The sequence below is a fragment of the Salmonella sp. 32082101201600294FB01SM01 genome, assembly GCF_017572865.1.
Classification (GTDB): Bacteria; Pseudomonadota; Gammaproteobacteria; order Enterobacterales; family Enterobacteriaceae; genus Salmonella; species Salmonella enterica.
Genome location: NZ_JAGESB010000001.1, coordinates 1327731 through 1340598, shown reverse-complemented (window position 1 = coordinate 1340598; position 12868 = coordinate 1327731). Strand labels below are relative to the sequence as shown.

Below are 12868 nucleotides of genomic sequence, written 5' to 3'. Positions count from 1 at the left end.
ACATCTGCATATCATAACCTTTATTCATTACCACCTGGTGAGTAAATAAAAACTATTGAGCAAATATTTACTTCTGGGTAATGGGACTGGATTCACCGGCATTACCTCTGTGCCCAGTCGGGCAAAACATTGCAGCATATAAAAGAAGCTTTGGCGTTTATTGTCTGTAGCCTGAAAAAGTTCCCGTGAGCTGAATATGCTGAATGTGAACTGATTCTTGATTGTCTATGCCGGAAAGCTATAAGCGATTGATTTTTATATTGTGTGTAATTTTACAATTACATAAACATTAAATTCTGATAGTATACTCCCCTATAGTATATGGAGGTCGAATGCCGCATTCACCTGAAGATAAAAAACGTATCCTTACCCGCGTTCGTCGCATACGCGGGCAGGTTGAAGCGCTGGAGCGGGCGCTTGAGTCTGGCGAACCTTGTCTGGCTATTCTGCAACAAATTGCCGCCGTGCGCGGCGCTTCTAATGGCCTGATGAGTGAAATGGTTGAGATCCATCTGAAAGATGAGCTGGTCAGCGGGGAAACTACGCCAGATCAGCGCGCGGTTCGGATGGCGGAAATCGGCCATCTTCTTCGCGCTTATCTAAAATAACAATTTCCCTCACCGTAACAGGAAGAGATATATGAAATCACGTGCAGCAGTTGCTTTTGGTCCCGGTCAGCCGCTAAAAATTGTCGAGATTGACGTTGCGCCGCCGAAAAAAGGCGAAGTTCTGGTCAAAATCACCCATACCGGCGTTTGCCATACCGATGCTTTTACCCTTTCCGGCGATGATCCGGAAGGCGTATTCCCGGCAGTCCTGGGTCACGAAGGCGGCGGCGTGGTAGTCGAGGTCGGCGAGGGGGTCACCAGCCTGAAACCCGGCGACCATGTTATTCCACTGTATACGGCGGAATGCGGCGAGTGTAAGTTCTGTAAGTCCGGTAAAACTAACCTTTGTCAGGCCGTACGCGCCACTCAGGGAAAAGGGCTGATGCCGGATGGCACTACCCGCTTTTCTTATAACGGCGAACCCGTTTATCACTATATGGGAACCAGCACGTTCAGCGAATATACCGTTTGCGCGGAAATTTCTCTGGCGAAAGTGAACCCGCAGGCGCCGCTGGATAAAGTGTGTCTGTTGGGCTGCGGCGTGACGACGGGTATTGGCGCCGTCCATAACACCGCTAAAGTGAAAGCGGGCGACACCGTTGCCGTTTTTGGTCTAGGCGGTATTGGGCTGGCGGTTATTCAGGGCGCGGTTCAGGCTAAAGCCGGGCGTATTTTAGCTATCGACACGAATCCGGAAAAATTTACGCTGGCGGGCGAAATGGGGGCCACGGACTTTATTAATCCGAATGATTACGACAAACCGATCCAGGACGTTATTGTTGAGCTTACTGATGGCGGCGTAGATTTCAGTTTTGAATGTATCGGCAACGTTAACGTGATGCGAGCGGCGCTGGAATGTTGTCATAAAGGCTGGGGCGAAAGCATTATTATTGGCGTAGCGGGAGCAGGGCAGGAAATCAAAACCCGTCCCTTCCAGCTAGTGACCGGTCGCGTCTGGCGTGGCTCCGCCTTTGGCGGCGTGAAAGGGCGCACGCAGCTGCCAGGGATGGTCGAAGATGCGATGAACGGTAAAATCCGTTTAGATCCTTTTATTACTCACCGCCTGCCGCTGGAGCAGATTAACGATGCCTTTGAACTGATGCATCAGGGTAAATCCATCCGTACTGTTATCCACTTTAGCGATAACTGATTCATCCGCCAGCGGATTTTCCGCTGGCGCTTTTCTGAATTTTCTGGAATGAATGTTGTGAAAATGTGACGAAGGCGATGCTTTTCGCGGTAAGCAAACGTCATGAAGTGCCGATGACTATCTAACGGGCGTGTTTTACGCATAAAACCTACAAGAGAGTCGACGGTCATGGGCAACACATTCTCGATGCAAGCCTCGCATAAACTGGGCTTCCTGCATCATATTCGGCTGGTTCCGCTGTTTTCCTCCATTCTCGGTGGCATCCTTCTTCTTTTTGCTTTGAGCGCCGGGCTGGCAGGCTATTTTCTGTTACAGGCCGATCGCGATCAGCGTGATGTCACGGACGAGATTCAGGTACGGATGGGATTATCCAACAGCGCTAACCACTTACGTACCGCACGTATCAATATGATCCACGCTGGCGCGGCGAGCCGGATTGCTGAAATGGATGAAATGAAAGCCAATATTGCCGCTGCGGAAACGCGGATCAAGCAGTCTCAGGACGGCTTTAACGCTTATATGTCCAGAGCGGTGAAAACACCCGCCGATGACGCGCTGGATAACGAGTTAAACGCCCGCTACACCGCCTATATCAACGGCCTGCAACCGATGCTGAAATTTGCCAAAAATGGCATGTTCGAAGCGATCATTAATCATGAAAACGAGCAGGCAAAACAACTGGATGCCGCATATAACCATGTCCTGTTGAAAGCGATTGAACTGCGCACCGAGCGGGCAAGACTACTTAGCGAACAGGCTTACCAACGTACCCGGCTCGGTATGATGTTTATGATTGGCGCATTTACGTTGGCGCTGGTATTGACGTTAATGACCTTCATGGTGCTGCGTCGCACGGTGATACAACCCTTGCAGCAGTCTGCGTCACGTATCGAACGCATTGCGGCGGGCGATCTGACCATGGCTGACGAGCCCACAGGACGCAGTGAAATTGGTCGTCTGAGTCATCATCTTCAGCAGATGCAGCATGCGTTGCAACAAACGGTAGGGGCGGTGCGTCAGGGGGCGGAGGAAATTTATCGAGGCACCAGCGAAATTACCGCCGGTAATACGGATTTATCTTCTCGTACTGAACAGCAGGCTGCTGCCATTGAACAAACCGCGGCCAGTATGGAACAGTTGACGGCAACCGTTAAGCAGAATGCGGATAATGCGCATCACGCCAGCAAACTGGCGGAAGATGCTTCCGGTAAAGCCAGTCGCGGAGGCCAGATGGTTTCCGGGGTCGTACAAACGATGGGGAATATTTCCACCAGCTCGAAAAAAATCTCGGAAATTACCGCCGTCATTAACAGTATCGCTTTCCAGACCAACATACTGGCGCTGAACGCGGCGGTCGAGGCGGCACGTGCCGGGGAACAAGGACGCGGTTTTGCGGTGGTCGCCAGTGAGGTTCGTACCCTCGCCAGTCGCAGCGCGCAGGCGGCAAAAGAGATTGAAGGCTTGATCGGCGCATCGGTCAGCCTGATTGAACAAGGATCTGAAGAGGTTATCGCTGCGGGGAGCACCATGAATGAGATTGTGGATGCCGTCAAACGCGTCACCGATATTATGCTCGATATCGCGGCAGCCTCTGATGAGCAAAGTCGCGGTATTGTTCAGGTCAGTCAGGCGATTTCTGAGATGGACAAGGTTACGCAACAAAACGCGTCGCTGGTCGAAGAGGCGTCCGCGGCGGCGGCTTCGCTTGAAGAACAGGCCGCCCGCTTGACGCAAGCCGTTGATGCGTTTCATTTACAGGATACTGGCGCGACGATGCGATCATCCTTCCTTTAATGAGCGTCGCGCCAGCGGGCTATTTTAGCCGCGGGCGCGTTTAATGCCCGACAGCCGCTATCACAGCGGCATCGATTTACGGATCGCCGCAATCAGCATTTGCGCCCCGGTTGAGAGCGGGATATCAACTCGCGTAAGAATACCTATCGGTTCGCCTGCGCTCTGGGTCGGCACGGGTAATGAGACCAGCGTTGCCTGGCGAAGATCTTCTTTAACCGCGCCAGAGGGGACGAACCAGACGTAATCGTAATCTACGGTAAGTTGTCGTGATAACGATGCGGATAACGTTTCGATACATCCGGCAGGCATTTTACACCCTTGGCTTTGCAACAGGGCTTCCGCATTCTGGCGCGGTACCGTGCCTTTTGGCGAGACGACTACCGGCCATTCCATAACCCGACTGAGCGTGATCGTCTCCTGTAACAGGGGATGACCGGGGCGTACCACTAATTTAAGCGATTCTAAAAACAGCAGTTCGTAATTTAAACCGCCCATTAATTCCGGGTCTGACATGCGGCCAATACCCAGATCGATCTCGCCTGATTTCAGACCTGCAAGCAACATCGTATTGTTCATGGTCGCGACCTGTAACGAGGTCGATTTTTGCTGTTGATGGAACCGCCCAATAGCCGCCGGGAGTATACCCAGCGCAGCGGTGGGGAGCGCGCCAACACGCACCACATCGGCGCTGGCGTCCTCTTTGCGATTCAGCGCCTGCCCGGCGGTATTCAATGCATCTAATACTTTTACCGCATGAGTCAAAAATTGTTCGCCAGGAACCGTTAATTGCGCGCCCAGTCGCCCGCGTTCGAACAGACGGGTTCCGGTGAGTTGTTCCAGTTCGTTCAGCGTTTTAGAAAGCGCTGGCTGGCTCAGGTTAAGGGTTTCAGCCGCGCGCCCCAGCGTTCCCTGTTGCGCAACGGCGACAAATGTATGAAGGTGGCGCAACCGAATGCGCTGACTAAACAGACCATTTTTTTCCATAAGCGATGTTAAAAACAGAGCCGTGCGGGTGACAAGTAAAGTTGTTTGTTTTTGATAACCTGATAGCAAAATATTATTAACATTTTACCATTTCAAGTTACAACTGTTTTATTTTACTGATGATTCAACTGCCGTTAAGCGTGTTAAGCCGCGATCTGGTCGGGGATACGCCAGCTCATGTCAATCCGTTCTGCATAATGAATTCAGACCGGATCACACTTTATAAATTCTTCTCCCCGGAATGGATGAGGTTTTCTACACTCCAGGTAACATTCACTGGAGGCATGACATTATGGCGGACACCATCACGGCAGATGAGATTCGGGAACACTTTTCGCAGGCAATGTCGGCAATGTACCAGCAGGAAGTTCCGCAGTACGGTACGTTACTGGAACTTGTGGCTGACGTGAATCTGGCGGTGCTGGAAAATAATCCCAAACTGCATGAGCAGTTGGCTAATGCCGATGAACTGGCGCGATTGAACGTGGAACGACATGGCGCCATTCGTGTTGGCACCGCAGAAGAACTTTCTACCTTGCGTCGGATATTCGCCATCATGGGGATGTACCCAGTAAGTTATTACGATCTCTCTCAGGCGGGCGTGCCTGTGCACTCCACGGCATTTCGTCCCATTGACGAGGCTTCGCTCTCGCGTAATCCCTTTCGCATGTTCACTTCGCTATTACGCCTGGAGCTCATTGAAAACGCGGCATTACGCCAGCGGGCGGCGGAAATCTTATCGCAGCGGGATATTTTTACATCGCGCTGCCGACAATTGCTGGATGAGTACGACGAGCAGGGCGGTTTTAGCGCTGCTCAGGCCGAAGAGTTCGTCCGTGAAACGCTGGAGACTTTTCGCTGGCATCGTCAGGCTACCGTTGATGAAGAAACGTACCTCAGCCTGCATCGTGAGCATCGTTTAATTGCCGACGTGGTCTGTTTCCCGGGATGTCACATTAACCATCTGACGCCGCGTACTCTGGATATCGACCGGGTACAGGCCATGATGCCGGAGTGCGGCATTACGCCTAAAACTCTTATCGAAGGTCCGCCTCGCCGCGAAGTGCCTATTCTGTTGCGGCAAACCAGTTTCAAAGCACTGGAAGAGCAGGTGCTCTTCGTTGATGAAAAGCAGGGTACGCACACGGCGCGCTTCGGCGAAATTGAGCAACGTGGCGTCGCGCTGACGCCAAAAGGTCGTCGATTATATGACGAACTGTTGCACAAGGCGGGAACGGGTAAGGATAACTTCACGCATCAACTCCATTTGCGGGAGGTCTTTAACGCCTTTCCGGATAGCGAATTTCTGCTTCGCCAGCAGGGGCTTGCCTGGTTCCGCTATCGCTTAACGCCTTCCGGCGAGGCGCATCGTCAGGCGATCCATCCTGGCGACGATCCGCAGCCGCTTATTGAGCGCGGTTGGGTGATCGCGCAGCCGATTACCTATGAAGATTTTCTTCCGGTCAGCGCAGCCGGCATTTTTCAGTCGAATTTGGGAAATGAAACGCTGGCCAGAAGCCACGGCAATGCCAGCCGCGACGCCTTTGAACAGGCGCTGGGATGTGCAGTACGGGATGAATTTTCGTTATATCAGGAAGCGGAAGAACGCAGTAAACGCCGTTGCGGTCTGCTTTAAAAGCGGTAAGCTTCACAGGCTGTGAGGATACTGTAAAAGGAAGGCGTTATGTTGAATCCCTCCATCCCACTGGTGGAGACGCGTCACGGTAAAATCGTGGGCGTCGTACAGGAAGAAATCCATATCTGGCGCGGTATACCTTATGCCGCGCCGCCAACAGGGGAGCTACGCTGGCGTGCGCCGCAGCCTGTTACAGCCTGGCAGGATGTGCGCCAGGCGGATTGTTTCTCCTGCGCCAGTTGGCAGGATATTACCTGGTGTCGCGAACTCGGCGGCGGCGATCCGGGAAATTTTTCCGAAGACTGTCTCTATCTGAACGTCTGGGCTCCCGCCGTGCGTCATGAACCGTTGCCGGTCATGGTCTGGCTACACGGCGGCGGTTACACCATTGGCGCGGGGAGTTTGCCGCCCTATGACGGTCAAGCGCTGGCGAAGCGCGGCGCGATCGTGGTGACGGTCAATTATCGGCTTGGCCATCTGGGCTTTTTCGCGCATCCGGCACTGGAAGGCGAAGAGGCGGAGTGTATTCATAATTTCGCTTTACTCGATCAAATCGCTGCGCTGCGTTGGGTGCAGGACAATATTGCCGCATTTGGCGGCGATACGCAGAATGTGACGTTATTTGGCGAATCCGCCGGCGCCCGCAGCGTGCTGTCGTTGATGGCTTCGCCGTTGGCGAAGGGGCTTTTTCATAAAGCGATTATTCAGAGTGGTTATACGCTGCCGGATACGCCCCGCGAGGTGGCGCTAAAAAAAGGCGTTGCGCTGGCGGAACATCTTGGCTTAGCCCATGCCACTGCCGAACAGCTACGCGCTTTACCGGCAGAGACGTTTTGGCCGTTGGACGCGCCTTTTAAAATTGCGCCGACGCCGATTTCCGGCGACGTCGTGCTGCCGCATCCGATGCTGGAAACCTTCTTTGCGGCGAAACAGCATCCCATACCGGTGATGATCGGCTCGAATAGCGATGAAGCCAGCGTATTGGCAGTTTTTGGCGTCGATATTGCCGGTCAAATTCAAAAAATGCGCCGTGAGCGGCGTGTTGGCCTGGGGTTAATCCGGCTGCTTTATCCTGGAGTGAAAGGCGACGAAGCACTAGGGCGGCAGGTCTGTCGGGATATGGTATTTACCACGTTGGGTTATGTCGTCATGCAAGCGCAGCAGCGGATCGGCGAACCGTGCTGGCGTTACTGGTTTGATTATGTCGCCGAAGCGGAGCATAACACCTACGCGAATGGTGCCTGTCATGGCAATGAAATACCGTATGTATTCGATACGTTAACGCGGGCTGAGCCCACATGCCATTATGTGAATGAGAATGACCTGGCCTTTGCCTCGCAGGTGGCGGATTACTGGGTGAATTTCGCTCGTCATGCCAGCCGCACGCGCGACGTGCTGCACGGCCCGGTTCGCTGGCCCGCCAGCATTCGGGGGCGAGATCGTCTGTTGCGGATTGGGCTGAACAAACTTGCCGGTTTTAAAGTGGAAAACCGCTTTATGCGTGCGCGTCTGGCGCTGTTTAAACGAGTCATGAAACATCACGTTAGTCTGGAATAAACTTTTCATAATCTGAAGAATGCTGCGTGAGGTTTACATCCGATTAGGTCGGTTCTTATCGACATAAAATATTTACGCTTTTGCACAGTTTCCAGGCGACCAACAATTGGATTATTAATGAATTTTGTCTAGAGTGAGCGGTCAGAAACGGGCACATTCTTGCTGCTGAAAAAACCAGCGCGGGACCATTCACAAGACCAGAAGGACTCATTTTCAGGTATGAATCGTAGACGATTTATTAAAGGTTCAATGGCAATGGCCGCCGTGTGCGGTTCCAGCGGTATTGCTTCACTCTTTTCTCAGGCGGCGTTTGCCGCGGAATCCGATATTGCGGATGGTAAAATTGTCCGTTTTGATTTTGCTGGTCTGCAATCAATGGCCCAGGCGTTAGCGAAAAAGCCCTGGGGCGGCGCGCCGGGCCCCTTGCCGGATACGCTCGCCAATCTGACGCCGCAGGCCTATAACAGCATTCAGTATGACGCGGCGCATTCACTCTGGAACGGTGTTGCCAACCGGCAGCTCGATATTCAGTTTTTCCACGTAGGGATGGGCTTTCGTCGTCGCGTACGCATGTTTTCCGTTGATACGACGACGCATCTTGCTCGCGAGATTCATTTTCGCCCGGAACTGTTTAAATACAACGATGCCGGCGTCGATACGACGCAACTGGAAGGGCAGAGCGATCTCGGTTTCGCCGGTTTCCGTGTCTTTAAAGCGCCGGAACTGGCGCGGCGCGATGTCGTCTCCTTCCTGGGCGCCAGTTATTTCCGGGCGGTAGATGATACTTATCAGTATGGCCTGTCGGCTCGCGGGCTGGCGATAGATACCTATACTGACGGTCAGGAAGAGTTCCCTGACTTCACCGCATTCTGGTTTGACACCGCGAAGCCGGGCGATACTACGTTTACCGTTTACGCTCTGCTGGACAGCGCCAGCGTGACGGGCGCGTATAAATTTGTGATTCATTGCGAAAAATCGCAGGTGATCATGGATGTAGAAAACCATCTCTACGCCCGTAAAGATATTAAGCAACTTGGCATTGCGCCGATGACCAGTATGTTTAGCTGTGGGAATAATGAACGCCGGGTATGCGACACCATTCATCCGCAAATTCACGACTCCGATCGGCTGGCGATGTGGCGGGGTAACGGCGAGTGGATTTGCCGCCCGCTGAATAATCCGCAGAAATTGCAGTTCAATGCATATATGGACGATAACCCGAAAGGGTTCGGCCTGCTGCAACTCGATCGCGATTTCTCGCATTATCAGGATGTGATGGGCTGGTACAACAAACGTCCGAGCCTGTGGGTGGAGCCGCGCAGTAAGTGGGGGAAAGGCGCGGTTAGCCTGATGGAGATCCCAACCACTGGTGAAACTCTGGATAATGTGGTCTGTTTCTGGCAGCCGGAAAAAGCGATCAAAGCCGGGGATGCGCTGGCGTTCAATTATCGTTTGTACTGGAGCGCGCAGCCGCCGGTACAATCGCCGCTTGCGCGGGTCATGGCGACCCGTACAGGGATGGGCGGCTTTCCCGAAGGTTGGGCGCCGGGCGAACATTACCCGGATAAATGGGCGCGCCGTTTTGCTATTGATTTTGTCGGCGGCGATCTGAAAGCGGCCGCGCCAAAAGGCATTGAGCCGGTAATTACGCTCTCCAGTGGCGAGGCGAAGCAGATTGAGATCCTCTACGTAGAGCCTTTCGACGGTTATCGTATCCAGTTTGACTGGTATCCGACCTCGGATTCTACGGCACCGGTGGATATGCGTATGTTCCTGCGCTGCCAGGGGGAGGCTATCAGCGAAACCTGGCTGTATCAGTATTTCCCGCCTGCGCCGGATAAGCGCCGTTATGTCGACGATCGTATCATGCGTTAGTCTGTTTGCCTTCTGTACCGCCACAAAGGCGGTACAGGTTCCGGAAATTGCCCTGGCATAAACTCATCCGTGAGCCGCTGTTTTTGTGACACGGCCTTTCCATCGTTCTATTTTTGCAACAGTCCTTCCTGTTTATCCCTCTCGATCCTGCGGACAGGGGACATTAAGATAGCTTCACCTTATTTAAGATATAAAGTGAATATAATGAAAAAGAGTTTTCTTGGTGCTCTCCTGTCTCTGGGTTTATTAAGTGCTGCTCATGCAGATGTATATAAATTTGATAATACGCATACCAATGCGGTATTTAATATCGATCATTTCCAGACCTCAACCAATCATGGCGGGTTTTATGCTATTAGCGGCGAACTGAAATATCAGCCGGAAAAGCAAGTCGCAGAGATGCGTGTGACGATTCCCGTGAGCGCCTTAAATACCGGGGTGGATGCGTTTGATAACCATATTCGCAGTAGCGATATTCTGGATGCGGAAAAATATCCAGAAATAGTATTTAAATCGACAAAATGGCATTTTGACGATAATAAACCAGTCTCTATTGACGGTTTGCTAACAATGAAGGGAGTAACTAAGCCCGTCACCTTAACCACCACCAAGTTTGGCTGTTATATGAGCCCGATATTCAAGGCGCAGGTTTGCGGTGGTGATTTTGTCACGCAAATAGATCGCACCCAGTGGGGGGTAGATTATCTGGTCGATATGGGGATGACGAAAGTTGTCGATATAAAAATCCAGGCAGAAGCGGTTAAGCAATAAAGGGAATGATGATGAAAACTAATCACCTCATTCGGGTAGTGGCCTCGCTGGCGATGTTGGCAACGTCAGGCCTGGCTTATGCTGAAGAGTACAAAGCCAGCACGGACGAAAAAGCAATAAAAATGACGAACGTAGCCTCTCTGGAAGCGCGCGTTCAGGCCAGAATGGAGAAAGGGGCATTTGGTTATATTCGCGGTGGAGCCGAAGATGAGAATAACCTTCGCAGCAACACCGAAAGCTTTGACAAAAAATATATTATGCCGCGCGTATTACAGGGCATTGAGTTAAAAGAGATCGATTTATCAACGCAGCTACTGGGTATTCCGCTTAAAACGCCTATAATCCAGGCACCGATGGCAGCGCAGGGCCTGGCCCACGCCTCCGGAGAGTTGGCGACGGCGAAAGGCATGGCGCAGGTCGGTTCGATTTTCTCGTTGAGTACTTATGGCAACAAGACCATCGAAGAGGTGGCTAACGTTTCCGGGAAAAATCCGTTCTTCTTCCAGCTTTATATGAGTAAGAATAATCAATTTAACGAATTTATTCTTGCACAAGCGGTAAAGCATGGCGCTAAAGCGATTATTCTGACCGTAGATTCGCCTGTCGGTGGCTATCGGGAAGAAGATATTAAAAATAACTTCCAGTTCCCGTTGGGCTTTGCAAACCTGGAAATGTTCGCCAGAAAAAATGACGATGGTTCAAAAACCGGCAAAGGGGCAGGGATAAGTGAAATTTACGCGCAGGCTAAACAAGCCTTTACGCCGGAGGATATTGCCTATGTACATCGTATTTCCGGTCTGCCGGTTATCGTAAAAGGCATTCAGTCGCCGGAGGATGCTGAAATTGCTATCCAGGCCGGGGCCGCAGGAATATGGGTTTCTAATCATGGTGGTCGTCAATTAGACAGCGGGCCGTCCTCATTCGATATGCTTCCTGCGATTGCAAAAGTTGTCAACAAGCAAGTGCCTGTTATTTTTGACAGCGGAGTACGCCGTGGTTCGCACGTATTCAAAGCGTTAGCCAGCGGGGCGGATATTGTGGCGGTTGGCCGGCCTGTATTATACGGTCTTAATCTTGGCGGCGCTCAGGGTGTGGCATCAGTGATTGAACAGCTAAACAAAGAGCTGACAATTAACATGATGTTGGGTGGCGCCAGGAATATTGAACAAGTGAAAACGACACGCTTGTTAACTGAAAAAGAGCTGCCCCAGTAATATAAAGGTCGGGTACTATACCCGACCTTTTCCTGTATGATTTCCCTCAACAACGCTTCCGGTAGAAAATGACGCGCTCTGTTTCCTCAAATCCTAACGCCTGGTGAACTTTCTGGGAAATTGTATTTTCCGGCGAGGTATCGGAGGCCATTTCCCGACACCCTTTATTCGTCCCCCATCGTTGCACCGCTGCAATCAATTGTTTCGCTACGCCGCGTTGACGGAATGAGGGGAGAACAAAAATACCTTCAAGGAAAACCACGGGCGAACTGTCACAACCATTGACATAATCGTGGCGGATTGAGGCATCCGCAAAGCCAATCGCCACCCCGTCTGCCATCGCAATAAATGATGCCAGATGATCGGCTTGCAGAATTTCTTCGCCGTCCGCCAGATGGGCGTCGTCCGGGTGATCAGGCCAGAGCTGTTTTCGCAATCCGCGCCAGTGCTCCAGATGGGTTTTGTTCATGTGCCTGATGTCCATTAACGCGCTCCTGATGAGGGGGTTGACATGATGAGACGGCATCCCGCCTGCTGATAACGTCGGGCGATAGCAGACGGGAGCGCACTGTCGCTAAGAATAGTAGTAATACAGGACAGCGTCGCCACCGCATGGGGTTCTACAGTATCAAACTTTGAGTGATCGGCCATCAATATGACCTCGCGTGAGCGCTGAATAATGCGCGTTTTAACGCCCACTTCAAACATGGTAGCGTTGGTGATGCCCGTTTCAATCGACAGCGCATCGCAGGAGATAAAGGCGCGTTCAACGGCAAAGGCGTTAATCATCTCCAGCGCCAGACTCTCGCCCACCGAAAAGTAGCCGGGGCGGATCAGTCCGCCGATAATGTAGCTCTCTACGTGTGGGAAGCCACCCAGTTCATTAGCGATTTTGATGTCATTGCAAATGACTTTTACTTTGGCGTCAACCAGACATTTTGCCAGTTCCAGACAGGTGGAGCCGGAGTCGAGAAAAAAGCAGTCTCCATCCTTGATGAACGTGCGGGCGAGGGCAGCGATTTCGCGTTTCGCCTCGCTTTGTAACGTTCGCTTAACGTCAAAAACATATTCTTTATCTTCCGTACTGTCGTCGAAGTCAATACAACCATGGCCGCGAACCATTCCGGGATAACGGCTGGCGATATAGTGAAAATCCCGGCGCACGGTTGCCTCTGCATAGCCAAAAAGCTCAATAGCTTGTTGTGTTGAGAGGTGCCTGTGTTGCCAAAGGTAATGCAACATCTGTTTGATACGGTCGGGGCGCTGTTGGCTCATCAGC

Annotated in this window: 11 protein-coding genes; 8 read left to right on the top strand and 3 right to left on the bottom strand. The window is 52.1% G+C overall.

What is annotated here, in order from left to right:
- Nucleotides 1-332: 332 nt before the first annotated feature.
- The 3 genes from J4645_RS06495 to J4645_RS06485 all read left to right on the top strand — a co-directional run bounded on the left by J4645_RS06495 (nt 333) and on the right by J4645_RS06485 (nt 3552).
- Nucleotides 333-608, top strand: a complete 276-nt coding sequence (locus J4645_RS06495) for a metal/formaldehyde-sensitive transcriptional repressor (protein ID WP_001120770.1) — start codon at nt 333-335, stop codon at nt 606-608.
- A gap of 31 nt (nt 609-639) precedes the next feature.
- Nucleotides 640-1758, top strand: coding sequence for an S-(hydroxymethyl)glutathione dehydrogenase/class III alcohol dehydrogenase (locus J4645_RS06490; protein ID WP_000842138.1), 1119 nt, complete (start codon nt 640-642; stop codon nt 1756-1758).
- Nucleotides 1759-1926: 168 nt separating this feature from the next.
- Nucleotides 1927-3552, top strand: a complete 1626-nt coding sequence (locus J4645_RS06485) for a methyl-accepting chemotaxis protein (RefSeq protein WP_000528480.1) — start codon at nt 1927-1929, stop codon at nt 3550-3552.
- Nucleotides 3553-3612: 60 nt separating this feature from the next.
- On the opposite strand, the gene J4645_RS06480 is transcribed toward J4645_RS06485, so the two are convergent.
- Entirely contained in the window at nt 3613-4536 is a 924-nt protein-coding gene (locus J4645_RS06480; protein ID WP_000414259.1) for a LysR substrate-binding domain-containing protein, read from the bottom strand.
- A gap of 292 nt (nt 4537-4828) precedes the next feature.
- Between J4645_RS06480 and J4645_RS06475 the strand changes: the two genes are divergently transcribed.
- The 5 genes from J4645_RS06475 (at nt 4829) to J4645_RS06455 (ending at nt 11589) form a co-directional block, all read left to right on the top strand.
- Nucleotides 4829-6172 (top strand): VOC family protein, encoded by a 1344-nt coding sequence (locus tag J4645_RS06475; protein WP_023214596.1) that lies wholly within the window; start codon nt 4829-4831, stop codon nt 6170-6172.
- A 48-nt stretch (nt 6173-6220) separates the two neighbouring features.
- On the top strand, nt 6221-7729 hold the full coding sequence (locus J4645_RS06470; protein WP_023214597.1) for a carboxylesterase/lipase family protein: 1509 nt from the start codon (nt 6221-6223) through the stop codon (nt 7727-7729).
- Between the two features lie 219 nt (nt 7730-7948).
- A complete protein-coding gene (locus J4645_RS06465) occupies nt 7949-9604 on the top strand; it encodes a glucan biosynthesis protein (RefSeq protein WP_001081945.1) in 1656 nt (551 codons plus the stop codon).
- A gap of 195 nt (nt 9605-9799) precedes the next feature.
- Nucleotides 9800-10375 carry a YceI family protein gene (locus J4645_RS06460; RefSeq protein WP_001024309.1) on the top strand — a complete coding sequence of 192 codons (576 nt, stop codon included), beginning with the start codon at nt 9800-9802 and terminating at the stop codon, nt 10373-10375.
- 11 nt (nt 10376-10386) lie between these two features.
- On the top strand, nt 10387-11589 hold the full coding sequence (locus J4645_RS06455) for a lactate oxidase (RefSeq protein ID WP_000856050.1): 1203 nt from the start codon (nt 10387-10389) through the stop codon (nt 11587-11589).
- 46 nt (nt 11590-11635) lie between these two features.
- On the opposite strand, the gene aac(6') is transcribed toward J4645_RS06455, so the two are convergent.
- Both aac(6') and J4645_RS06445 read right to left on the bottom strand, forming a co-directional pair.
- Nucleotides 11636-12073: a cryptic aminoglycoside N-acetyltransferase AAC(6')-Iy/Iaa gene (aac(6'), locus tag J4645_RS06450; RefSeq protein WP_000354598.1), complete on the bottom strand. Its 438-nt coding sequence runs from the start codon at nt 12071-12073 to the stop codon at nt 11636-11638.
- Nucleotides 12073-12864 carry a DeoR/GlpR family DNA-binding transcription regulator gene (locus J4645_RS06445; protein WP_023197658.1) on the bottom strand — a complete coding sequence of 264 codons (792 nt, stop codon included), beginning with the start codon at nt 12862-12864 and terminating at the stop codon, nt 12073-12075. Before J4645_RS06445 ends, aac(6') begins: the two co-directional genes overlap by 1 nt.
- Nucleotides 12865-12868 lie beyond the last annotated feature (4 nt).

Coding starts and splice junctions, on each gene's coding strand:
- J4645_RS06495 (WP_001120770.1), top strand. CDS start 333: ATGCCGCATTCACCTGAAGATAAAAAACGTATCCTTACCCGCGTTCGT.
- J4645_RS06465 (WP_001081945.1), top strand. CDS start 7,949: ATGAATCGTAGACGATTTATTAAAGGTTCAATGGCAATGGCCGCCGTG.
- J4645_RS06475 (WP_023214596.1), top strand. CDS start 4,829: ATGGCGGACACCATCACGGCAGATGAGATTCGGGAACACTTTTCGCAG.
- J4645_RS06485 (WP_000528480.1), top strand. CDS start 1,927: ATGGGCAACACATTCTCGATGCAAGCCTCGCATAAACTGGGCTTCCTG.
- J4645_RS06445 (WP_023197658.1), bottom strand. CDS start 12,864: ATGAGCCAACAGCGCCCCGACCGTATCAAACAGATGTTGCATTACCTT.
- J4645_RS06470 (WP_023214597.1), top strand. CDS start 6,221: ATGTTGAATCCCTCCATCCCACTGGTGGAGACGCGTCACGGTAAAATC.
- J4645_RS06455 (WP_000856050.1), top strand. CDS start 10,387: ATGAAAACTAATCACCTCATTCGGGTAGTGGCCTCGCTGGCGATGTTG.
- J4645_RS06490 (WP_000842138.1), top strand. CDS start 640: ATGAAATCACGTGCAGCAGTTGCTTTTGGTCCCGGTCAGCCGCTAAAA.
- J4645_RS06480 (WP_000414259.1), bottom strand. CDS start 4,536: ATGGAAAAAAATGGTCTGTTTAGTCAGCGCATTCGGTTGCGCCACCTT.